Below are 21,759 nucleotides of genomic sequence, written 5' to 3'. Positions count from 1 at the left end.
GGCCGCGCCGTTTTCGCGGCTGCTTTGTTTGCCTACTTCCAATTTATAACGCCTACCCCCTCTTCCTATGCCTACCCTCCAAAAGCCCATTGGCATCTACTTCGAGCACCCCGACTGGTTTAAGCCGCTCTTCGCCGAGCTGGACCGCCGCGGGCTGCCCTATGAAAAAATCGACGCCGCCCATCACCTATTTGACCCGGCTGAGAAAGAGAGCCGCTACAGCCTCGTGGTGAACCGGATGAGTTCGTCGGCTTACCTGCGCGGGCACGGGCAGGGCATTTTTCACACCGCCGGCTTCGCCACCCACCTGGAGCGGCTGGGCGTGCGCATCATCAACGGCTCGGCGGCCACGGCCATTGAGACGAACAAGGCCCGGCAGCTCTCGCTGTTCGAGTCTTTGGGGCTGAAATACCCTAAGTCATTCGTCATCAATCACGCCTCGCGGGCCGTGGACGCGGCCCGGCAGCTGCGCTTCCCGATTGTGGTGAAAGTGAACATCGGCGGCAGCGGGGCAGGCATTATTCGCTTCGACACGCCCGAGGGCTTGCAGGCGGCCGTGGACAACCAGCAGATTGACCTGGGCCTCGACCAGACGGCCCTGGTGCAGGAGTACGTGACGCCTCGTGGCGGTCACATTCACCGCGTCGAGACGCTCAACGGCCGGTTTCTCTACGCCATGAAGGTGTACACCACCGGCGAGAGCTTCAACCTGTGCCCGGCCGAAATCTGCCAGATTCCCGAGGAGCCGGCGGCCGAGTTCTGCCTGACCGAGGCACCTAAGAAAGGCATCCGGGTGGAGGCGTTTACGCCGCCGGCCGAAGTCGTGGCGGCCGTGGAGCGCATCGTGGCCGCCGCTAAGATTGACGTAGGCGGCATTGAGTACCTGATTGACGAGCGCACCGGCGACGTGCTCTTTTACGACGTGAACGCGCTGTCCAACTTCGTGGCTGACGCCGTGCAGGTGGTGGGCTTCGACCCCTATGCCCGCTTCGTGGACTATCTGGAAACGCAGCTGCCGGCCGCGCCGGTGGCGGCTAGCCAGGCGGAGTTGGTCAGCATTTAACCACACAGATGACAATAGAACGTCATGCTGAGCAAAGCGAAGCATCTCTACCGCGTAAGCAATTCAATCGCTGGAAAAGCTGATTACTGCTGCGGTAGAGATGCTTCGCTTTGCTCAGCATGACGTTCTTATAATAAACATGACGTTCTTGTAATTGGCATAAGCGCCTTTTAAGACCTTACTACCATGAAATTCGGTTATTGGATGCCCATTTTCGGGGGCTGGCTGCGCAACGTCGAGGACGAGCAGATGCCGACTGACTGGAGCTACGTCAAGAAATTAGCCCAGCGCAGCGAGGCGCTGGGCTACGACCTCACGCTCATCGCCGAGCTGTATCTGAATGACATCAAGGGCCCGGAAGCGCCGGCGCTCGAAGCCTGGAGCACGGCTGCCGCGCTGGCCGCCGTCACCGAGCAGCTCGAAATCATGGTGGCCGTGCGGCCCACGTTTCACCAGCCGGCGCTGCTGGCCAAGCAGGCGGCTAACATCGACTTGATTGCGCCCGGCCGGCTCTCGCTCAACGTGGTGTCGTCGTGGTGGCGCGACGAGGCCAGCAAGTACGGCCTGCACTTCGAGCAGCACGACGACCGCTACGCCCGTACCCGCGAGTGGCTGGAGGTGGTGACTAACGTCTGGCGGCAGGACCACTTCAGCTACGCCGGTAAATACTATCAGGTGGAGGATAATCTGCTTCAGCCCAAGCCGGCGCAGGCGCCGTTTCTGTACGCCGGCGGCGAGTCGGAAGCGGCCAAGGACCTGATTTCCACGCAGTGCGACGGCTACGTGATGCACGGCGACTCGCCCGAGCAAATCGGGGCCCGCATTGCCGACATGCGCCGCCGCCGCGAGCAGAAAGGCCTGCCGCCCATGAAGTTCGGCGTGGCCGGCTACACGATAGTGCGCGACACGGACCAGGAGGTGAAAAAGGAGTTGGACCGCATCACCAACGTGCAGGCCTCGGCTTCGGGCTACGCCAATTACCAGCAGTGGCTGGCCGGCACGCAGCTGGAGCAGCAGGTTTCCCTGCAAGACTACTCGGTCTCGAACCGCGGCCTGCGCACGGGCCTGACCGGCACGCCCGCCCAGCTCCAGGACCGTATCGCGGCGTTCGAGGGGGTAGGGGTTGATTTTTTCCTGCTCCAAGCCAGCCCGCAGCTGGAGGAAATGGAGCGGTTCTCCGAGGCCGTTATTCAGGTGCTGGCCTGATTGGATTGGCAGTGGTAGAAAATAAAAAGTCCGTTTGCAAGCTGCAAACGGACTTTTTGCTGAGGGGATGGGATTCGAACCCACGATGAGCTTTTGACCCATACACACTTTCCAGGCGTGCTCCTTCGACCACTCGGACACCCCTCAGGGTAGCGGGTTAGGCCTGCAAAGTTAGGCGGTAAAAGTTGAGAGTTAAAATTTCATTTCGGTCATCCTGAGCCCAGCGAAGGACCTTGTCACCGCTGAACGACAATTGTACCAACAACTCGTTCTCACATGACAAGGTCCTTCGCTGGGCTCAGGATGACCGATGATGCCCTACCCCCCTCCTACTGCGTAATCTCACCCCGCAAGTCCTGGGTGAGCAAGCTTCTCGTGCGCTCCTCGCTCAGCCCCAGGCCGAGCACGTACATGAGCTTGGTGACGGCGGCCTCGCTGGTGATATCGTCGCCGCCGAGCACGCCGAGGTCGGTGAGCTGGGCGCTGGTTTCGTAGGTGCCCTGCGTGACGCGGCCTTCCTCGCACTGGCTCACGTTGAGCAGGTGAATGCCGCGGGCGCGGGCCGCTTGCAGGCATCTCAGAAACCAGGACGCGGTGGGCGCGTTGCCCGAGCCGTAGGTTTCGAGCACCGCCCCGCGCAGGCCCTCAACGCCCAGAATGGCCTCGACCACGGCCTGCGACAGGCCCGGAAACAGGCGCAGCACGGCCACTTTTTCTTCGAGCCGGGTGTGCACTTTGAGCGGCGCGGCGGGCAGCAGGCGGATGCTTTTATCGCTGAACTCCAGGCTGATGCCGGCGCGGGCCAGGGGTGGGTAATTCTCACTTTTGAAGGCAGCAAACTGCTGGCTCTCGACCTTTTTAGCCCGCGTTCCTCGAATCAGCACGTCGTTGAAAAACACCCCGACTTCGGGCACGCGCACGGTGTGGGCGCGCGGGTGGCGGGCAGCCGCGATTTCGAGGGCCGTGATGAGGTTGCGCTGGGCATCGGAGCGGGAGCGGCCCACCGGCACCTGCGCGCCGGTGAAGATGACGGGCTTGCCCAGATGCTCCAGCACGTAGCTCAGCGCGGCGGCCGAATACGCCATCGTGTCGGTGCCGTGCAAAATCACAAAGCCATCAAAATCAGCGTAGTGCTGGCCGATGAGCGCAGCCAGCCGCAGCCAGTCCTGGGGTGTGACGTTACTGGAGTCAATCGGCTCGGGCCAGCTCAGCAGCGAGAGGCGCAGGCCCAGGCGGGCCAGCTCCGGCATCTTGCGGTCGAGGCGCCCGAACTGCATCGGCACCAGCTCGCCGGTGCGGCTGACGGCCATGCCCACGGTGCCGCCGGTGTAGATGATGAGCACAGCCGGGTCGGCGGCGGTGCCGGGGGTAGGCAGCGGCAGTAGCGGCAGGTCGGTAGCGGGAGTGGGGGTAGGCATGGGCGCAAAGAAACGGTGCGGTAGGGTGCGGGGCTCGCCCCCGCCCGCCGCGTGAACATCCGCTGTTGGAATACTAATCTATTGGCGCGGACGCCGGGCGGGGGCAAGCCCCGCACCCTACAGGCTAAACAGCGCCGCCGCGTTGGCCGTGGTGGCGGCGGCCACCGCGGCGGGGTCCTGGCCGAGCAGTTCGGCCACGCGGTGCAGCACCAGGGGCAGGTAGGCGGGCTCGTTGCGCCGGCCGCGGTAGGGCACGGGCGCCAGGTAGGGGCAGTCGGTTTCGAGCAGCAGGTGCTCTAGGCCGATGTTTGGCAGCACTTTATCCAAGCCGCCGTTTTTGAAGGTCACGACCCCGCCGATGCCGAGCTTGAAGCCCAGGGCAATGGCTTGCTCGGCTTCGGCCAGCGAACCGGAAAAGCAGTGAAACACGCCCCGCAGCGTGCCGTCCTGCGCTTCCTGAACCAAAGCGGCGGTTTCGGCAAAAGCGTTGCGGGTGTGCAGCACGATGGGCTGGCGGTGATGCCTGGCCAACTCCAGTTGAATGCGCAGCGCCTGCTGCTGCTCGGCGAGCATTGATTTATCCCAGTATAAATCAATGCCGCACTCGCCGATGCCCACGAACGGCCGGCGGCTGAGCCAGCTTTCCACCTCGTAGAGCTGCTGCTCGAAGTCTTTGGTCACCGAGCACGGGTGCAAGCCCATCATAGCGTGGCAGTTGGTGGGGGCCTGTGCCTCCAGGGCCAGCATGGGCTCGATGCTGGTGTGGTCGATGTTGGGCAGCAGGATGGTGCGCACGCCCGCGGCCGTCGCGCGCGCCAGGGCTTCGGCGCGGTCGGCCTCAAATTGGGTCGAGTAGAGGTGGGCGTGAGAGTCAGTTAGCTGCACGTTAAATCAGTGAACAATTAGCAGTGAGTAGTTATCAATTGACTATCAATGAAAAGGCCTACCGAGCAGTCATAACGGGTAATAACTGTTAACTGCTCACTATTAACTGCTAATTGTATTGCCGCCCTTTCCACTCCACGCCGCGCACCAGCAGGCGGCTTGGGGGCAGGGTCACGACCATCAGCAGGGTGTATAGCTCGAAGGCGGGCAGCAGGTGCCACGGCGCCGGCCGGCCGGCGCGGCGGAAGCAGGCGGCCACCAGGGCACCCTGCACCAGCAGTTTCAGCGCCCAGGCCAGCAGCGCCGCGCCCGGCCCGGCAACTAACGCCAGTCCCAGCAACGCCACCCACACGCTGCTGAAGCCCACCACGCCCAGCTTCGGCCGCCAGGGCAGCGCCTCGACTCCCCGCAGCCAGCGGCGGCGCTGCCGCAACAGCGCCGCCCAGCCCCGGATGGGTAAGGAAACGGCCAGTACCTCGGGCCCGAACACGTGGCGGTAGCCGAAGCCCCGCGCCAGTACGGCCCGAAACAAGGTGTAATCTTCGATAATGGAGAAAGGCAGCGCCTCGTAGCCGCCGGTGGCGGCGTAGGCCGCGCGGGTCACGAGCATGTTGTTGCCCATCGCCGTGACCGCGTGGCCGGCCTCGGTGGCCACCTGCGCCAGGCCCAGCGAAAACAGCCAGTCCAGGCCCTGCAAGCGGTCGAGCAGGCGTGGCCCCTCCACGAGGGTGATGCCCGTGACCGTGCCCACGCCCGGCGCGGCGTGGGCCAGTAGCCCTTGCAGCCAGGTGGGCGGCACGGCAATGTCGGCGTCGGTGATGAAGAAGTAGTCGGTGGTGGCGGCCCGCGCTAAGTGGGCCAGCACGTTGGCTTTGCCGCGGGCCTGGCCCAGGGTCTGGCTGATGGAAAGTACCGCAAACCGGCCCTCGTAGCCGCGCATGGCCGCCTCGGCCACGGCGCGGGTGCCGTCGGTGCTGGCATCGTCGCCAACGAAAATCTCCACGTTTTCCGGCGGGTAGTGCAGCGCGCGCAGCGCGGCCAGGCAGCGCGGCAGGGCCTGCTCCTCGTTGCGGGCCGCCACCAGAATGCTCACCCGCGGCAGCGACTGGGGCAGCGGCACCGGCGGCACGCCCGCCCCGCCCCGCCCCGCCAGGCGCGCCGCAAATCCCAGCACAGCCAGCAGCCAGCCGGCCAGATAGATACCAAAAAACACCATACCTGTGCTAAAATCAACGCGGCGGCTTCCCTACCCCCCCGCCCACTCCCCAACGTGGCCGCGGGCCGCGGCCGGTGGGCGCCAGACCCGGCGCTGCCACCCGCCCGAACGACTTACCGGCAATGCCCCACAGCGCCCAACCAACTGCCGCGCCGCCGTCATAACTAATGATTTCGCCTAAAGTTGAGTTTGAGCGGCGAAACCAGCGCCGTTCAGCTGGCTTACAGCGCTTGGAAGGCGTAACCGGCGGCGGCGAAGTGGGCCAGCAGGCGCGGCAGCACGAAGCGCAGGTTGCGGGCAGCCTTGTGGCTGTCGTGAAACACGAGAATGTCGCCGGGCCGGGTGGCGGCCAGCGCCAGGCGTAGGCAGGTTTCGGGCGCTAAATCAGGGTCGTAGTCGCGGGTGAGCACCGACCACATCACCACCCGGTAATCGGGGTGCAGGGCCGCCAGCAGCGGCCAGCTCAGCCGGCCGTAGGGTGGGCGGAACAAGGGCTTTTCGCCGGCGGGCAGCAGGGGCGCCAGCGCCTGCTGCCCGCCGGCCACATCAGCCAGGTAAGCGGCGCGGCCCGTGGCCCAGGCGCTGCGGTGGTGCTGGGTGTGGTTGCCGAGGCGGTGGCCAGCGGCCAGCGCCTGCCGGGCCAGGTGGGGGTAGCGCGCCACGTTCTCCCCCACACAGAAAAACGTGGCCCGCGCCCCGTGTGCGGCCAGCTGCGCCAGCACCCAGGGCGTCTGCTCCGGAATGGGCCCGTCGTCGAACGTGAGATATATAATGGGTTGGCCAGTGGCTGACCGGGCGGGGGCCGTCCACTCGGTGCCGGGCAGCAGCGGGCGCAGCAGCCGGGGCGGGCGAGTCAGGAGCCAGTCGGCAAGGCGCATTCTTTTGAGTCAGGAGTCAGGAGTCAGGAGTCAGGAGTCAAAGGAACGTCATGCTGAGCTTGTCGAAGCATCTCGCTCGCAGCACTAATCGATGGAAAGCAACCGATTGAATTACTTATCCGGGCGAGATGCTTCGACAAGCTCAGCATGACTGCTTCCTAACTCATAACTCACACTATGCGCATCACCGGGGGCAGGTCGGTGCCGGGCGGCGGGCCCAGCAGCCGGGCCAGCGTGGTGAGGAAGTGGGTAGGCGTGTCGGGCCGGCCGCCGGCGGGGCCGCGGCCGTAGTGGCGGCGGTGCTCACCCTGCCACTCGCAGACCGCCGTGGGCGGGCCTTGTCCATCAGCGAGGGCCAGCGTGGCTTCGAGGGTGAAGTAGCGAGGCAGCAGCTCTTCGCTGTCCTCCTCTTCCGCCTCCTCCTGGTCATCGCTGAGCGCCGCGCCGGGGGGGTTGGGGCCGGCGGGGGGGGTAGGAATTGGGTCGGTTTCGTAGACCAGGGCGGCGCAATAGGCTTCGGTGGTAGCCTGGGGGGTAGGGAGCAGCAGCAGGGCCGTGGCGCGGCCGGCCACTTCATGCCAATGCAGGCGCAGACCGCGGGCCACCACGCGCTCGGCCGCGGGCACGGTTTCGCCGGCTTTGTCCCAGAGAAAGTGCAGCAGCTCGCGGGCCAGCTGCGGGTCGCTCAGCTCGCGGCGCACCGCCTCGGGGCGGCGCCAGGCCAGCTGCGGCAGCAGGTGGTGGGTGAAGTTGTAGGGGTGGGCGCGGGCCATGAGCGCTTCGCTTAATTAAAAAATGAGGAATTAAGAATGAGGAATGAGGAATGAGGAATTACTTGTTTCAGGGTGTGGCTCAGCCGGGACATCGGGTATCTGTTCTGCCGTTGGATGCTGGTTATCAGTAATGAGTACACTTGCCGCGCAAAGCGCAAGATGGCCAGCGGCACCAAAAGTAGACCCTGCTCCTCCGCCGTCGGTGATTCCTCACTCCTCATTCCTCATTCTTAATTCCTCATCAAGCGCCAGCGTCAGTGCCTGCCACAGCACCTGCGCGCTGCGCTCCCAGGAGAAGCGGGACAGGTTGGCGGCGCCCTGCTGGCGTAGGCTCGCACGCAGGGCCGGCTCCTGCCAAAGTTGGGTGAGGCCGGCGGCAATATCGGCGGGCGAAAATGGGTCGGTGAGCACCGCGCCAGCCGGGCCGGCCACCTCAGGCATACTCGACACGCCGGCCGTGAGCACCGGGCAGCCGCTGGCCTGCGCCTCGACAATAGGCAAGCCAAATCCTTCAAAATAAGGTACGTAGACCGTGGCCAGCGCCGCCCGGTAGAGAGCAGTCAGCGCCGCATCGGCCACGCGGCCGGTGAAGCGCACGGCCTCGCGGCCGTGGGTCATCTGCTGGTAGGCCGCGAAAATCGGGCCCGCCCGCCAGGCCTCGCGCCCCACGATGAGCAGCTGCACCCCGGCCGCCGACGGGCCCTGCGCCTGCTTGAACAGGGCGAAGGCGCGCAGCAGGTTTGCCAGGTTTTTGCGCGGCTGCAAGGCCCCCACAAACAAAAAATACGGCTGCCCGCCGGCAAACTGCTGCCGGGTAGCGGCCTGCTCCGCCTCCAACGTCAACGGGGCGGGCGGCCGGGGCTGGAAGATGGCCGCCGGCGCATTGTAGGCCACGCTGATGCGCTCGGCAGCCAGGCCGTAGGTCTGGCTGATATCCTGCTTCGTGGCCTCCGACACAGCCACCACCCGCGCCGAGGCGCGGGCAAAGCGCGGCACGAAATACTGGTAGTAGCGGCGCGCGAGCCAGCCCACATCGAGCGGATAATGCTCGAACGCCAAATCGTGGAGCACCGTGACGCGCGGCACATTGGTATTGAGCGTGGTAAAGCCGTCCGGGCTCAAGAAGGCGGCCGGGCGGTGGCGCCGCAGCCAGGCCGCCACGGCGCCCTCAAACCAGGCCACGAACAAGACCGGGTGCCGGGCGGGCGGACGCAGCACGTGCGGCACCACGTTAGGGGCATACACGTAGCGCGGGTCGTAGGGCCGGTCGAAGAGGAAGTGAAACGTGACGTCGGGGTGCTGGCGCACCAGCTGCTGCAACACTTCGTGGCTGAAGCGGCCGAGGCCTTCGAGCCGGTCGCCGGGCAGCAGAAAGCGGGTGTTGACGGCGATTATCAAGTTAGGAGGTCGGAGGTAAAAGAAGGGGAAATGTAGCGACGTGTTCTTGCGGCTTCTGGCGTTGGCGCCATCGGGGGGGGGGTAGGGAATCCGGGGCGGGCCTCCGTTCAGCAGCAGGACAACCCCTAGCTCGACCAGTACAGCCAGCTGGTGGCCGGGCCTGGTTTTCGAGCAGCCGCCAACCGGGCTTGGCCAGCAGGCTGAGCACCCTGACCAGGCTGGGGCGGCCAACGAAACAGGAAAAGCCGGCGGGACGCGCCCTACAAAAGCAAGGTGGCCCCAAAGCTAGGCCGCCGGCCGCCGCGGGCGCTAAAACGGCGGGGCGGGCGTTTCAGCGCCGGGCCTTAGCGCCGGGCTGCCGGCGGGGGGTAGGGTTCGATACGGTCCGGTTATCTTTGCCAGGCCGCTGGGCGGGTCTTAGCAAGACGGCGCCAGACTAGCTTCTCTTCGTTTTTATGCCTTCGTCTACTCCGTTTTCGCTGCTCAGCCTCGGCCCCATTATCAACCGCTGGAAATATTTGGTGGGCGCCGCCCTGGCCCTGGCCCTGGTCGGGAGCCTGGTGGTGGCCCTGCTGCTGCCCAACATCTACCAGTCGACGGCCGTCTTCTACCCCACCAACCTGCAAAGCGCCGACCCCGACCGCCTGGTGGAGGGCAGCAAGCTGGAAATCAGCACCAAAGGCGAAGACCTGGACCGCATCATCACCATTGGCACCTCGCAGCTGGTGGCCGAGCTGATAATCAAGCGCTTTGATTTATTCCGGCACTACCAGGCCGGCACGCCCGGCGACGACAAGGCGGAGAACTACGTGCTCTACGAGTTTAACGCCAACCTCGACATCGTGCACAACGACCGCGACGCCATCGAGCTGACCTTCCGCGACCCCAACAAGCGGCTGGCTGCCCGCGTGGCCAACGCGATGGTCGAGGTCATCGACTCGCTCAACCAGCAGCTCACGCTCGAAAACCGCCGCCAGATTCTGACGCTCTACAAGCAGCGCTATGATTATTTCACCAAAACCTACGAGCAGAGCCGCCAGCAGCTCGTGGCCGCGCGCCGCCGCTACGGCATCTTCGGCCTCAGCGAGTTTCAGGGCCGCTACCTGGCCCAGGCCGTGATTGAGGCCGAAGCCAACCTGCGCCGGGCCGAGGCCGGCAATGGCAACGTGGCCGCCGCCCGCCGCGCCGTGCAGGGCCTCACCCGCGCCGACGGCGGCAACCTCATCAACCTCGAAAGCTACACCGCCGGCAACGACTCGGTGACCATGTTCGTCGCCCGCGTGGCTGATTTGCAAACCCGGCTCACCGCCGCCCGCAGCGCTTACGAAATCGCCGATTTGGCGCTCAAGAGCCGCATTTCTTCGCTCTATAAAGTGCAGCAGGCCTACCCCGCCACCCGCAAAATCAAGCCCGTGCGCTGGCTGATTGTGGCCGGCTCGGTGTTCCTAACGTTTGCTTTATCCCTGATTGTCATTACGTTGCTGGAGCTGTACCGGCGCGTGGCGCGGCCGGCGGGCGAGCGAGTGCTGGCGTAGCCGTTGGCGCGGGGCTCCGCCCCGTGCCGTCTGGTATCCGGCCTCCGGCCGGCAAAACGATACTAGCTAAAACGATGGCGCCGATCGGCTTCGCAACGCCCGTCCGCTTAACCAGCGCGCCATGCAGCCAATTCCTCCCCTACCCCCTCATTATGGCCGCACTGCTTGGCGTAGCGTAGCGGCGCGACCCGGCCGGAAGCCGGGCAGCAGGCGGCACGGGGCCAAGCCCCGCGCCATCGTGTCAACTGATAACTGTTAATTGCTCACTGCTCACCGATGATACACCTCGCCCGCCTACGCCCCCAGGACAACCTGCAATGGAGCTTCGTGGCCTTCATCGGGGTGCTGCTGGCCAGCGGGGCGGCGGCTCTGGTGCTGGAACAGCCGGCGGCGCTGCTGCCGGCGCTGGCCTTCGTGGGGGCGCTGGTGTGCGTGCTGCAATGGCGCTGGCTCTATTATCTGCTGTTTGTGCTGCTGCCTTTTTCGCGCGAAGTCAGCCTGCCGGGGGGCCTGAGCATGGATGTGCCCAGCGAGCCGCTGATGCTGGCCCTGACGGCCTGCGTGGGCCTGAGCCTGCTGCTGCGCGGTGGGCAGCCGCTGGGCCGGCGCGAGTTGCTGCACCCGCTGGTCATCATCCTGGCCCTGATGCTGGTCTGGACGGCGGCCGACACGCCCTTTTCGGTCGACACCAAAAAGTCCGTCAAGTACCTGCTGGCCAAGGTCTGGTATTTGACGCCGTTTCTGCTTGGCACCCTGCTGATTATCCGGCGGCCGGCGCAGGTGTGGGGCGTGGTGGCGGCCTACGCAGGCAGCTCGGTGCTGGCCGTGCTCTACGTGCTGCCGCGCCACGCGGCGGCGGGTTTCTCATTTGCGGAAATCAACCACGCGGTGGCGCCTATTTTTCGCAATCACGTCACCTATGCCACGGTGCTGGCCCTGCTGCTGCCCTTCACCTGGTATGGCGCGCAGGCCAGCGGCCGGGGGCTGGGGCGTTGGGCCTGGCGGGGGGGGGTAGGGATTTTGCTGCTGGGCCTGCTTACCTCTTATACCCGCGCCTCGTGGCTGTCGCTGCCGGTGGCCGGCCTCTATTACTATTTCGTGCTGCGGCGGCGCCTCACGGTGCCGCTGCTGCTGGCGGCGGCCCTGAGCTTCGGGGGCCTGGCCCTCTACTTCTCCGAGCCCAGCCGTTTCATGCGCTTCGCCCCGGATTATGAGAAAACCATCTTCAACGGCGACAACTTCGAAAAGCACCTCGCCGCCACCTACAAGCTCGAAGACGTCTCGGGCATGGAGCGCGTCTACCGCTGGGTCGCCGCCTCGCGCATGATTGCCGACCGGCCCATCACCGGCTCCGGGCCGGCCACGTTCTACCCCGAGTACAAGCGCTACACCATCAGTGGCTTTCGCACCTACGTGTCGGACAACCCCGAAAAATCCACAACCCACAACTACTTCCTTTTGCAGCTGGCCGAGCAGGGCCTGCCGGGCTTCCTGCTGTTTTGCCTGCTGCTGAGCGCGGCCCTGCTGCTGGCCGAGCGCCTCTACCACCGCACCCGCGTCGGGGCCCACCGGCAGGTCGTGCTGGCCGCCACGCTCTCGCTGGTCATCATCGTCTTCCACCTGCTGCTCAATGAGCTGCTGGAAGTCGATAAAATCGGCTCCGTATTCTTCGTGTGCCTGGCCCTGCTGATTCGCGCCGAGAGCTGGATTGCGGAGGAAGAACCGGCGTAGGGTGCGGGGCTCGCCCCCGCCCGGCGCTGGCGCCGTCAGGTTCCTACCCCGACGATTTTGTTCAATGTCCGGGCGGGGCGCGCCCCGTACCCTACGGCTTGCGAAAGGCAAAATTGGCCGATTCCAGGCCGTAGCGGGTTAGGTAGGCGTCGAGGTCGGCGCAGGTGTCGAGCTGGCCGCCGGGGGCCGGGGCGTAGCTTTCGTAGCCCAGCTCGCGCAGCAGGGCGGCGGCCTCGCGGTGCGCGGTGTTATGACGGTTGGGCGCCAAATATTCCATTACCACCAGCGGGCGCTGGCGGCGCAAGGTGTCGGCCGCGCCACGAATAACCTTCAGCTCGGCGCCTTCCACATCAATTTTAATGAGCGCTGGGTGCAGTTGCTCGCGCTGCACCACGTCATCGAGCGGCACGGCACTCACCTCCCGCTTTATTGGGGGCGAGGCGGCAAACCATTTCTCGTGGCGAAACTGGTCTACATCCATGCTGCTGAACTCGGTGTAGAGCACCGGAAATTCGAAGAAGCTGATGGTTTCCGCCTGGTCGGAGAGCGCCAGATGGTGGGCCGTGACATTCGCCTGCGCCCGCACGTTGGCCGCCAGCACGGCGTGGGTGCTGCCCGACGCCTCAAAGGCCACTACCCGCCCCGCCGGGCCCACCAGCCGCGAGCCCAACAGCGTGAAATAGCCGAAATGCCCGCCCACGTCCACGAACGTGTCGCCCGGCCCGGCCGCAGCTCTACTTAAACCGGCAGCTCAGAATCGTAATATCATCGGCAAATTGGCCGGCGCTGTTAAACGCCTTGATTCTCCGCAGCAACTCCTGGTGCAGCTTAGGCAGCGGCAGGTAGCGCTGGTGCTGGAGCACGGCCACGATGCCGTCTTCGCCGAACTCCTCGCTGGCGGCGTTGAAGACTTCGGTCAGGCCATCGGTGTAGCTCAGCAGCAGGGCGCGGGGCGGCACGGTCAGCTCGCCCACGCGCAGCAGGGGCAGCTCTTCCATGATGCCGAGCATGACGGTGCCCTCCTTGAGGTACTGAATCCGACCGTGGTCGGGCAAGAGCATCGGGTCGTTGTGGCCGGCATTGACGTAGCGCAGGCGGCGGCGGCGGCGGTCGTAGAGGCCCAGAAAGGCGGTGATGAACTTCTCGCCGCCGGCGTTGCGGAAAATCAGGTGGTTCAGCTCCCGCACGATGAGGGCCAAATCGAGACCCTGCCGCAGCAGTGTGCGCAGCCCGGCCTGGAAGTTCGACATCAGCAGCGAGGCCGGCACGCCCTTGCCGCTCACGTCGGCCACGCAGAACAGAAACTGGTCGGCATCAATCTCAATCACGTCGTAGTAGTCGCCGCCAATGTCGTTGTGGGGCACGTAGCTGGCCTCAACCGCTACCCCCGCATCGTTGGGCAGCGCGCGCGGGAAGAGCATAGCTTGCACTTCCTTGGCAATCTCAATCTCCTTGCGGATGGCGGCGTCGGCCACGCGCTGCCGGCTCAGGCGCCGGTTTTCGACGGCCCCGACCAGGATGTTGGCCAGCGTCTCCAGGAACTTGATGGCCTCGGCGGTGGCGTAATCGGCCAGGGTAGTACCGATAAAGACATAGGCCTGCACCACGCCCTGCTGCCGCACCGGAATCACCGTCTCGAAGCCCTGCCACTCCGGCCCCAGCGGCATATCGGCGACGGCGCAGGTGGCGCCCTGGCACTGCTCGCGCAGGGCCACGGGCAGGGGCAGGCGCCGGAAGTCGGCCATGTTCATGCCGAAGGACACCACGGCCCGGAAGTCGCCCTCCTCCAGCACGTAGAGCACCAGCCGCCGCACGTTGAGCTGACCTAAGAGCGTGAACTGGAATATTTTATAGAGCGCGTCCTCGCTGGAATCCTGGGTAATGGCCTGCGTGATTTCCAGCAGCGCTCCCAGCTCGCGCTCCTTGAGAAAAAGGCGTTTTTCGGCCGTAATGGACATGGGTTTATGAGGATGAATTCAGCTGTAAATAACGTCATAGTAGGAGAACGTCCTGCTGAGCGCAGCCGAAGCATCTCTACCACTGACTAATTCAATCAATTCAATCGTTGGTTCAGCTTGATTACTTTCCCCCGCGAGATGCTTCGCGGGGCTCAGCATGACGTTCTTTTTATTCCCTACCCCCTACCAGCTACCCAACTGGTGTCTTGGGGTCGTAAGCATCACGCAATCCGTTGCCGAGCAAATTAAAGCTGAGCACCAACGCGCTAATGGCCGCTCCCGGCAAAAAGGTAAGCCACAGTCCGGCGCGCGTACCGAGCAGGTCGTAGCCTTCCTTCACCATCAGGCCCCAGCTCGGGGCAGGTGGCTGCACGCCCAGGCCCAGGAAGCTCAGGCCGGCTTCGAGCAAAATGGCGGCGGCGAAGTTGCTGGTGGCCAGCACGATAAGCGGGCCGCGCATGTTGGGCAGCAGGTGCCGGGCAATGAGGCGCGAGGTGGGCAGCCCCAGCACCCGCCCGGCTTCCACGAACGTGGCCGAGCGCAAGCTCAGCATCTGCCCGCGCACCACGCGGGCCACATCGACCCACATGGTCAGGCCCACGGCCACGAAGCTGACCCACACGCCCTTGGAGTCCAGGGCCAGCGAAATAGCGATAACCAGCATGATGCCCGGAATGCTCCACACCACGGTCATCAGGCCCAGCAGCAGCGAATCGAGCCCGCCGCCAAAGTAGCCGGCTACGGCGCCCACGGCCATGCCCAAAAACATAGAAATCAGGACCGCCACGAGGCCGATACCCAGCGAGATGCGCGTGCCCAGCAGCAGGCGGCTCAGCTCGTCGCGGCCGGCTTTGTCGGTGCCGAGCCAGTAGGTGCGGATGGTGAAATTCTGGTTTTCGACCACTTTTTGCAGTTCCGCGGTTGGTCCGGCCCGGCCGGCCAGCTCGGCCAAACTATAGCGGCGGGCGACGCCCGGCACGGCGGCGTGGGCCGCGGCGTAGGGCAGCACCAGCACCGAATCGGTGCCGGGCAGGAAGCGGTAGCCGGCTATGGCTTGCTCGTCAAAGTCGGCGGGGCGGCCATGCAGCCAAGTGGTGAGGAAGTTGGGGGTAGGCTCGCCGGGCGCGACGGGGCGCGGGCGGCGCAGAATCTGGACGCGCAGGCCGGGAGCCGACTTCTGCACTTGCACGAGGCCGCGGTTGGCATCGGGCGAGTTGTCGGGCAGAATCCAGTAGCCGAGCAGGGCCACGAGCGCGCAGAGCCCGATGAAGAGCAGCCCGGCCACGGCGGGCCGGTTTTGGAGCAGCCGGCGCCGCACGAAGTAGCCGGGGGAGCGGGGCGCCGCCGCCGCCACGACCACCGGCGCAGGGTTGGCCGGCGGGGGGGGGGTAGGGAGTTGGAGCGTGGGCACCGCTAGCGGGTGTTGTGCCGCAAGAGGCCTTCCTTCGAGGCCAGGTAGTAGGCGTCGCGGCCGATGGCGCCGAAGGAGGTGGTTTCGTAGGCCAGCTCGGTGTCGGGGTCGGGCCAGAAGCTGCGGATGAGGCCCTGCTCCAGCAGCTCGCGCAGGCCGGCTTCGAGGGCGGGGGCGGGCAGGCCGGTTTTCTGGAGCAAGGTGCGGAAGGGCGTCACGAAATACAGCTCGTCGAGCAGGTCGTAGTGGGCGTCGGTCACGGGGTAGGGAAGCGCGAGGAAGGGGGTTTGGGCAAATGTAAGCCTGACAAGTGATTAAGTTAATTAGCTTAACTGAGCCGCTTAGGTCTACCTTGCTTACTTAATTTCTTTTTGGTGAGACAAAGGCTCTACATGCTTTTTGATGTTATGGAATTCATAATCGTGACGGTTCTGCTTGCACTTGCTGTTGTTGGCACGTTGCTATTTCTATCCTACTGGATTCCAACAAGGGTCGGCTTCTCAAGAACTGGCATCGCGCTTTCTACTATCCTTGCGGCCGGCATTAGCATTATGACGATATGCATCGTATTTGAAGACCAGCTCTTCAGTAAGCGTGATGCTGCAAGTCTGCTAAAGCAACAAGACATTGTGCTAAACGACAACTTTATAATTCTGAAAAACCAGTCAATGTGGGCTCCAGGCGACTATTATCACACATTTACATTGAAAATTTCAGAAAGTGATAAATCCAGAATATCCACATTAATTAGGAGCGCTGCTAATTTTCAAGACAAGGAAATTCCGTCATCCTTGATAACTCAAGTTACAAACCAATATAACGCAGGTAAGCTGACTCAGAATTATGAAACGAAAGATGATTTAGTATGCGAGTTATTTGAGTCTCACGGAGAAGGTTATGCTCCAACTTATGGAATAATACAGATTAATAAAGCTGAGGGCAAACTGGTGTTTAAGGATATAGATGAATAAAAATACTAATCAGCGCACGGCCCGCCCCTTCCACTCGTAGCCGCCGCGCAGCCCGGCCAGGCCCACGCCCAGGGCGTAGGGCCCGTAGGCCAGTTGCAGCAGCGGCACGAGCGCCAGCCAGCGCCGCCGCCCGAAAAAGCCCAGCACCGGCCATAGAAACCACGCATCGGCGCCGAGCTTGACCAACCAGGCCGCGCCGACCCAGGGCCGGAGCGCGGGCCAAAACAACCCGACTAGCAGCCCGGCTCCGAGCGCCACATTGGCCGCCAGCACCAGCACGGCCAGCCGGCGCGGGGCAGCACTTTGGTAGTAGCGCCACTTGCTGGCCCAGCGCACCCGCTGCCGCAGCAAGGCCCGCAGATTGGGGGGCGCGGCGGTGCGCACGATGGCGGCTGGCGCGGCCAGAAAATGCACCGTGCCGGGGAAGGCCGCCTGGATTTTGTGGAGCAGAAACTCATCGTCGCCGCTGGCAATCAGCTCATTGCCGGCGAAGCCGCCCACGGCCTGAAACATGTCGGGCCGGTAGGCCAGGTTGGCGCCGTTGCACATCGTGGGCCGGCCGGCGGCGAGCGTGGCGGCCCCTACCCCCACCAGACCGGCAAACTCCAGCCCGACCAGCTTTTGCAAGAGCGAAGCGGTGCCGGTGAGTTGCACCGGGCCGGAGATGAAGCGGGCATCAGGCTGCCGGCGCAGCAGCGCGGCGTAGGCGGCGAGCCAGCCGGGCCCGACGCGGCAGTCGGCGTCGGTGCAGACCACCCAGGGCGCCCGGGCCAGGGGTAGGGCGGCGGCCAGGGCCGCTTTCTTGCCGGTGGGCTGATTGGGTAGCTGCGCCAGCTGCAAGAGCCGCAGCCGAAACGGACTCGTTTGGGCGGCTTGCCGGATGATAGCCGGCGTGGCGTCGGTCGAGTGGTCGTCGATGACGAGGATTTCGAACTGGGAAGGGGGTAGGGATTGGCCGGTCAGGTCGGCGAGCAGGGCGGGCAGGTTGGGGGCCTCGTTGCGGGCGGCAATGAGGACAGAGAATTTTAAGGAGGAATCAGGAATGAGGAATGAGGAATTGAAGACTAATGCTTCAGCTCTTTCTACTTGCCATTCCTCATTCCTCATTCCTAATTCCTCATTCACGAAGCGCAACCAAACCATCACGGCCGCATACACCACGGCCGGCGCCAGCAGCCCCGCCCCTACCCCCAGCAGCGCGCTCATTGGCGGGCCACCCTCTCGCGCAGCACGCGCAGGCTGGGCAGCAGCAGCAGGCCCGCCGCGCTGGGCAGCGCGATATTGAGCACCCACAAGCTCAGGCTGGCCGAGAGCACCGGCAGCGCCGGCTGGCCCAGCAGGCCAAACAGGTGGGTGGCCGACAGCTCGCGCACGCCCACGTCGGCCAGGGCGTTGAGCGAGGGCACCAGGGATTTGAGGAAGAACGTGCCCGCCACGGCCGCCAGGCCCGGCCCCAGCGGCGCCGTGGTGCCGTAGGCGTGCAGCAACAGCAGAAACTGCCCGCAGAACACGGCGTAGCGTAGGGCCGAAAGGGCCAGCACGGCGTGCAGCGCCCGCGCCGGATAGGTCGGCATCACGGCCAGGAAGCGGCGGAAGCGGCGCAGCGGGCGCACCAGCGTGAGCACGGCCAGCAAAATGCGCGAGCGGTAGAGCGGCAAGAGCACCGCCGCGCCCAGCAGCGCGGCGGCCGAAACCACGCCCAGCCCGGCGGCCGGGTAGCCTCGCAAGTAGAATTTTAGCACGAAAAACAGCAGCCCGCCCGCGCCGGCCAGCACCGTGACCACCAGTTGCGCGTAGCGGCCCAGGAACACGGCCCCGAGCGCATCGAGGCGGCGGGCCGACTTCAGCGCCAGGATGCGGCCGGCGTAGTCGCCCACGCGGTTAGGCGTGGCGAAGCCCAGCGTGAGGCCAATGAGCACGGCCCGCAGGCTGCGCGAGAAGCTGACGGGCTCCAGGTGGCAGGCCAGGCGGTGCCACTTCCAGGCTTCGAGACCCCAGTTGACGGGCACCAGCGCCAGCGCCAGCAGCACCGGCCCGCGGCCCGCGCCGCTGAGCGTGGAGCGCAGCAGCGCCCGCCAGGCGGCGGCCGTGTCGGGCGCGGCAAACACCGAATGGTAGAGCAGGCCCAGCGTGAGCAGCGCGATGAGCACCTTGCCCAGCCGCACCAGGCGCGGCAATGAAAGGCGCGGGGCGGATGCCACCGCGACGGCCGCCGTAGCGGGTCCTACCACCGCTACCGGGGAACCTGGGCTTTGCGCGTAGCTTTGTTTTTGTAGCGGGTGAGCTTTATTTTGTAGAACTTGGGTTTCAGCAGCTCCGCCCCGCTCTTCTTCCCGCTCCTCGTGCCTGCTCCCCGCTTCGTGCGCCCTACCCCCCCCGCCGCCGCCAATGCCAAACCCGCGGCTTCCCTGGAGCTGCTGCCCAAAATCATCATGGGCGTCGACCCCGGCACTCAGATTATGGGTTACGCTCTCATTGAGGTGCGCGGGCAGCGCGTGGACGTGCTGCGCTACGACGTCATTAATCTCAAGCCCTTGGGGACGAACCATGCCGTAAAGCTAAAGCGGATTTTCGACCGGATGCTGGAGCTGATTGACGAATTTCTGCCCGACGAGCTGGCCATCGAGGCGCCGTTTTTTGGCGTAAACGTGCAGAGTATGCTCAAGCTGGGGCGGGCGCAGGGCGTGGCCATCGCGGCGGCCCTCTCGCGCCAGATTCCCTACGTCGAGTACGCCCCCACCAAGGTCAAGCAGTCGGTGACCGGCTCGGGCTCCGCCACCAAAGAGCACGTGGCCCACATGCTGCGCCAGACGCTTTCCCTACCCCCCATTGAAAAGGCCAGTACGTTTCTCGACGCCACCGACGCGCTGGCCGTGGCCCTGTGCCACCACTACCAGAAGGGCAACAACGTGAAGGCCGGCGGCGCGAGCTGGGGCAAGTTTCTGAGCGAAAACCCCGACCGGCTGGCCGCGAGCACGACCGCCAAGAAAGCTTCCGCCAAAAAACCGGCCTGATTAAATAAAATTGACAGTGATAAATTAAAAATGAGGCGAGTAAAGCACGGAAATCAGACAGATGCTCAGCCTTCTCGCACTTTAATCGCCTTATTTTTAATTTATCACTGTCAATTTTTAATTTCCGGCTGAAACAGCAGGGCCTTGACTTCGGGGTAGCGCTCTGTCACCTGCTTGGCCCACGGGAAGGACTGGGGCGAATACGCCTGCGGCACGAGCAGCAGAATCGACTTGCTCTGCATCTCAATCTGAATGGCTACCTGCTCGCGAAACCGGCTGTAGTAGCGAAATAGCTCTTGGTTGGTGGCCGGCGCCGCGCGGCAGTCGCTGGCCATCCACGTCAGGTTGGCCGAGCCCGGAAAGTAGACGGCCAGCGAATCGGGGCGGGGCGGCGTCCACACCCAGACGGCGGTGGTGTCGCCGGCGGCGCGGTAGCTTTTCACCAGCTGCTGCCAGGCGGCGCGGTAGCTGGTAGGGCTGCGGGCCGGCAGCAGGGGCCGCAGCAGCACCTGATTTTCGCGCCGGATGAGGTTGCCTATCTGCTGCCGGAAAGCGCGTCCCTCGTCGGGGGTCGGCGTCACCGTCCAGGTCAGCACCGGAATATCGCCGCGCCGGTTTATTTCCTCGATAGCCGCTACTGGCACCTGCGGCACGCCGCCGGCCGGCACCTCCAGGCTCACCAGCTTGCTGCGGACCGCGGCTGGGCTGGCCCAGGTAATCAGCCGCCGGCTGGCCGGCGCGGCGGGGGCGTGGCCGCCCGCGCCGGCCAGCGCCCCCGCCGCCGCGCCGGCCGCCAGCGGCTGACCGATGCGCAAGGGCCCGTAGCCGGTGTGAGCCCAGATAAATACTTCCGAAATAGCCGTCTGCTCGCGCCACTGCACCAGCAGCACGCCCGCGCTGATAAGCGTGTGCACCACGGCCAGGCTGGCGGCCAGCGCCAGCGAGCCCCGGCCCAGCCCGCGCCCGATAAAGCGGGCCCCGCCTGCCAGCAGGCCATCTACCCCCCGCTTGAGGGCGAAAAGTGGCCGCGAGGCCCACAGCAGCTCGCGCAGGCCATTGAGCAGGCGGTGCTGGGCCATAAGCACTGAAAGCAGCAGAATGGCGGCGTTGATGAGGGCCAGCGTGGCCATGAGCTTGACGTAGGGTCCGCGCAGGCCCTGCACCTGCAAGCTCAGGGCGGCGGCCCCGATGGATATAAAGGCCAGCAGCAGGTTGGGCACGCACAGCAGCCACTCATTCTTGACTTTGCCTTCCTTGGGCGTGGGCAGGTAGGGCACCCGCACGTTGATGATGGTGTAAATCAGGCCCAGCGTGTACACCCACCAGGTGGCGATGCGCAAAAAGCCGCCGGCCAGGTGCAGGCCCGGCTCGTGGGGCTCGCGCAGCCAGCGCTGGGCCTGGTAGCGCACTAGCAGCCCCATAATCGTGACCGGCAGCATGTGCAGGGCAAACTCGGGCAAGGACAGGTGCCAGGGAAACTTGAGCAGCAGCAGCGAGGCGGCCGGCACCACCACGTCGATGAACGCCACCACGCCGGAGAGAAAGTAGAACGGCACCGTGAAGTAGTGCAGCCGCTGGCGCCAGCTGAACTGCCGGAACAGCTTCGGATAGACGTGGAACAGCAGGTCGAAGGTGCCGCGGGCCCACTTGAGCTGCTGCATATAAAAGGCGCCGAGCGTGGAGGGCACCAGCCCGCGGCTCACCACCACCGGCGCGTACACCGACTTCCAGCCCTTGGCGTGCATCCGCATGGCCGTGTGCATGTCCTCGGTGAGGCCCGCCGCGTGTCCGCCGATGGAGTCCAGGGCCGCGCGCCGAAACGTGCAGTTGGCCCCGATGGCCTGCACCGTGTTGTAGGCGTTCATGCCCATCATCAGCGGGCCGTAGAAGTGGTAGGTCTGCTCGGCCGCGCCCAGGGCCACGAGGCTGTCGGCCTGGTTGCCGTAGGCCTGCACCACCTGCACGTAGCCCACGGTGGGGTCGTCGAAGTAAGCTACTACCTGGTCGAGAAAGTCGGGCGTGACTTCGTGGTCGGGGTCGAGCACCACGCACAACTCGCCGGTGGCCTGGCGCAGGGCGTTGTTGATGTTGCCGGCCTTGGCGTTGACCTTGACCTGGCGCGTGACGTGCACCACGCCCAGGCGCTGGCACACGGCGCGCAAGGCCGGGTCGTCGCCCTCGTCGCAGAGGTAGGTGGTGTGGGGGTAGCGCACGGCCACCAGCGCCTCCAGGGTGCGGACAATCATCTCCTGCGGCTCGCCGGGGTAGGCCGTGGTGAGCATGTCCACCGTGCGCAGGGGGG

At 65.0% G+C, this 21,759-nt stretch carries 19 protein-coding genes and 1 tRNA gene; 6 read left to right on the top strand and 14 right to left on the bottom strand.

Annotated features, from left to right (window positions below):
* The first annotated feature begins 67 nt into the window (after positions 1 to 67).
* Together ACFE70_RS10225 and ACFE70_RS10220 are read left to right on the top strand one after the other, a co-directional pair.
* On the top strand, positions 68 to 1,063 hold the full coding sequence (locus tag ACFE70_RS10225) for a RimK family alpha-L-glutamate ligase (RefSeq protein ID WP_375417640.1): 996 nt from the start codon (positions 68 to 70) through the stop codon (positions 1,061 to 1,063).
* A gap of 186 nt (positions 1,064 to 1,249) precedes the next feature.
* A complete protein-coding gene (locus tag ACFE70_RS10220; protein ID WP_375417639.1) occupies positions 1,250 to 2,269 on the top strand; it encodes an LLM class flavin-dependent oxidoreductase in 1,020 nt (339 codons plus the stop codon).
* Between the two features lie 59 nt (positions 2,270 to 2,328).
* Here ACFE70_RS10220 and ACFE70_RS10215 read toward each other — a convergent pair.
* The 7 genes from ACFE70_RS10215 to ACFE70_RS10185 all read right to left on the bottom strand — a co-directional run bounded on the left by ACFE70_RS10215 (position 2,329) and on the right by ACFE70_RS10185 (position 8,837).
* Positions 2,329 to 2,416 (bottom strand) — tRNA-Ser (locus ACFE70_RS10215).
* Positions 2,417 to 2,598: 182 nt separating this feature from the next.
* On the bottom strand, positions 2,599 to 3,687 hold the full coding sequence (locus ACFE70_RS10210; RefSeq protein ID WP_375417638.1) for an asparaginase: 1,089 nt from the start codon (positions 3,685 to 3,687) through the stop codon (positions 2,599 to 2,601).
* Between the two features lie 117 nt (positions 3,688 to 3,804).
* Entirely contained in the window at positions 3,805 to 4,572 is a 768-nt protein-coding gene (locus ACFE70_RS10205) for a TatD family hydrolase (RefSeq protein WP_375417637.1), read from the bottom strand.
* A 109-nt stretch (positions 4,573 to 4,681) separates the two neighbouring features.
* Positions 4,682 to 5,788, bottom strand: coding sequence for a glycosyltransferase family 2 protein (locus ACFE70_RS10200; RefSeq protein WP_375417636.1), 1,107 nt, complete (start codon positions 5,786 to 5,788; stop codon positions 4,682 to 4,684).
* Between the two features lie 221 nt (positions 5,789 to 6,009).
* A complete protein-coding gene (locus ACFE70_RS10195) occupies positions 6,010 to 6,666 on the bottom strand; it encodes a polysaccharide deacetylase family protein (protein WP_375417635.1) in 657 nt (218 codons plus the stop codon).
* 170 nt (positions 6,667 to 6,836) lie between these two features.
* On the bottom strand, positions 6,837 to 7,439 hold the full coding sequence (locus ACFE70_RS10190; protein ID WP_375417634.1) for a hypothetical protein: 603 nt from the start codon (positions 7,437 to 7,439) through the stop codon (positions 6,837 to 6,839).
* Positions 7,440 to 7,649: 210 nt separating this feature from the next.
* Entirely contained in the window at positions 7,650 to 8,837 is a 1,188-nt protein-coding gene (locus tag ACFE70_RS10185) for a glycosyltransferase family 4 protein (protein ID WP_375417633.1), read from the bottom strand.
* Positions 8,838 to 9,292: 455 nt separating this feature from the next.
* Here ACFE70_RS10185 and ACFE70_RS10180 point away from each other — a divergent pair, with 455 nt between their 5' ends.
* Together ACFE70_RS10180 and ACFE70_RS10175 are read left to right on the top strand one after the other, a co-directional pair.
* Positions 9,293 to 10,372: a hypothetical protein gene (locus ACFE70_RS10180; RefSeq protein ID WP_375417632.1), complete on the top strand. Its 1,080-nt coding sequence runs from the start codon at positions 9,293 to 9,295 to the stop codon at positions 10,370 to 10,372.
* Between the two features lie 276 nt (positions 10,373 to 10,648).
* Positions 10,649 to 12,103, top strand: coding sequence for an O-antigen ligase family protein (locus ACFE70_RS10175; RefSeq protein WP_375417631.1), 1,455 nt, complete (start codon positions 10,649 to 10,651; stop codon positions 12,101 to 12,103).
* 91 nt (positions 12,104 to 12,194) lie between these two features.
* Here ACFE70_RS10175 and ACFE70_RS10170 read toward each other — a convergent pair whose 3' ends face one another.
* The 4 genes from ACFE70_RS10170 to ACFE70_RS10155 all read right to left on the bottom strand — a co-directional run bounded on the left by ACFE70_RS10170 (position 12,195) and on the right by ACFE70_RS10155 (position 15,732).
* Complete coding sequence (locus tag ACFE70_RS10170; protein ID WP_375417630.1) at positions 12,195 to 12,803, bottom strand: FkbM family methyltransferase; 609 nt, start codon at positions 12,801 to 12,803, stop codon at positions 12,195 to 12,197.
* Between the two features lie 34 nt (positions 12,804 to 12,837).
* Entirely contained in the window at positions 12,838 to 14,061 is a 1,224-nt protein-coding gene (locus ACFE70_RS10165; protein WP_375417629.1) for a PP2C family protein-serine/threonine phosphatase, read from the bottom strand.
* A 190-nt stretch (positions 14,062 to 14,251) separates the two neighbouring features.
* Positions 14,252 to 15,472: an ABC transporter permease gene (locus ACFE70_RS10160; RefSeq protein ID WP_375417628.1), complete on the bottom strand. Its 1,221-nt coding sequence runs from the start codon at positions 15,470 to 15,472 to the stop codon at positions 14,252 to 14,254.
* 2 nt (positions 15,473 to 15,474) lie between these two features.
* Positions 15,475 to 15,732, bottom strand: a complete 258-nt coding sequence (locus ACFE70_RS10155) for a hypothetical protein (protein WP_375417627.1) — start codon at positions 15,730 to 15,732, stop codon at positions 15,475 to 15,477.
* Between the two features lie 162 nt (positions 15,733 to 15,894).
* Between ACFE70_RS10155 and ACFE70_RS10150 the strand changes: the two genes are divergently transcribed.
* Positions 15,895 to 16,443, top strand: coding sequence for a hypothetical protein (locus tag ACFE70_RS10150; protein ID WP_375417626.1), 549 nt, complete (start codon positions 15,895 to 15,897; stop codon positions 16,441 to 16,443).
* A gap of 9 nt (positions 16,444 to 16,452) precedes the next feature.
* On the opposite strand, the gene ACFE70_RS10145 is transcribed toward ACFE70_RS10150, so the two are convergent.
* Together ACFE70_RS10145 and ACFE70_RS10140 are read right to left on the bottom strand one after the other, a co-directional pair.
* Complete coding sequence (locus tag ACFE70_RS10145) at positions 16,453 to 17,649, bottom strand: glycosyltransferase (RefSeq protein WP_375417625.1); 1,197 nt, start codon at positions 17,647 to 17,649, stop codon at positions 16,453 to 16,455.
* Complete coding sequence (locus ACFE70_RS10140; RefSeq protein ID WP_375417624.1) at positions 17,646 to 18,674, bottom strand: lysylphosphatidylglycerol synthase transmembrane domain-containing protein; 1,029 nt, start codon at positions 18,672 to 18,674, stop codon at positions 17,646 to 17,648. The genes ACFE70_RS10145 and ACFE70_RS10140 overlap by 4 nt, the downstream gene beginning before the upstream one ends.
* 201 nt (positions 18,675 to 18,875) lie before the next feature.
* Here ACFE70_RS10140 and ruvC point away from each other — a divergent pair, with 201 nt between their 5' ends.
* The gene (ruvC, locus tag ACFE70_RS10135; RefSeq protein ID WP_375417695.1) at positions 18,876 to 19,457 is read left to right on the top strand and encodes a crossover junction endodeoxyribonuclease RuvC; all 582 of its coding nucleotides are present in this window, start codon (positions 18,876 to 18,878) and stop codon (positions 19,455 to 19,457) included.
* Between the two features lie 110 nt (positions 19,458 to 19,567).
* Here ruvC and ACFE70_RS10130 read toward each other — a convergent pair.
* Positions 19,568 to 21,759, bottom strand: a 2,192-nt coding sequence (locus ACFE70_RS10130) for a glycosyltransferase (protein ID WP_375417623.1), incomplete at its 5' end; no start/stop codon positions are given.

Origin of the sequence: uncultured Hymenobacter sp., assembly GCF_964243305.1 — a bacterium.
Classification (GTDB): Bacteria; Bacteroidota; Bacteroidia; order Cytophagales; family Hymenobacteraceae; genus Hymenobacter.
This window is presented reverse-complemented; position numbering and strand designations above follow the sequence as displayed.

What these genes read in the sequence shown, in the direction of transcription:
- ACFE70_RS10225 (WP_375417640.1), top strand. Translation starts at nt 68, where the DNA reads ATGCCTACCCTCCAAAAGCCCATTGGCATCTACTTCGAGCACCCCGAC.
- ACFE70_RS10220 (WP_375417639.1), top strand. Translation starts at nt 1,250, where the DNA reads ATGAAATTCGGTTATTGGATGCCCATTTTCGGGGGCTGGCTGCGCAAC.
- ACFE70_RS10210 (WP_375417638.1), bottom strand. Translation starts at nt 3,687, where the DNA reads ATGCCTACCCCCACTCCCGCTACCGACCTGCCGCTACTGCCGCTGCCT.
- ACFE70_RS10200 (WP_375417636.1), bottom strand. Translation starts at nt 5,788, where the DNA reads ATGGTGTTTTTTGGTATCTATCTGGCCGGCTGGCTGCTGGCTGTGCTG.
- ACFE70_RS10195 (WP_375417635.1), bottom strand. Translation starts at nt 6,666, where the DNA reads ATGCGCCTTGCCGACTGGCTCCTGACTCGCCCGCCCCGGCTGCTGCGC.
- ACFE70_RS10190 (WP_375417634.1), bottom strand. Translation starts at nt 7,439, where the DNA reads ATGGCCCGCGCCCACCCCTACAACTTCACCCACCACCTGCTGCCGCAG.
- ACFE70_RS10180 (WP_375417632.1), top strand. Translation starts at nt 9,293, where the DNA reads ATGCCTTCGTCTACTCCGTTTTCGCTGCTCAGCCTCGGCCCCATTATC.
- ACFE70_RS10175 (WP_375417631.1), top strand. Translation starts at nt 10,649, where the DNA reads ATGATACACCTCGCCCGCCTACGCCCCCAGGACAACCTGCAATGGAGC.
- ACFE70_RS10165 (WP_375417629.1), bottom strand. Translation starts at nt 14,061, where the DNA reads ATGTCCATTACGGCCGAAAAACGCCTTTTTCTCAAGGAGCGCGAGCTG.
- ACFE70_RS10145 (WP_375417625.1), bottom strand. Translation starts at nt 17,649, where the DNA reads ATGAGCGCGCTGCTGGGGGTAGGGGCGGGGCTGCTGGCGCCGGCCGTG.
- ruvC (WP_375417695.1), top strand. Translation starts at nt 18,876, where the DNA reads ATGGGCGTCGACCCCGGCACTCAGATTATGGGTTACGCTCTCATTGAG.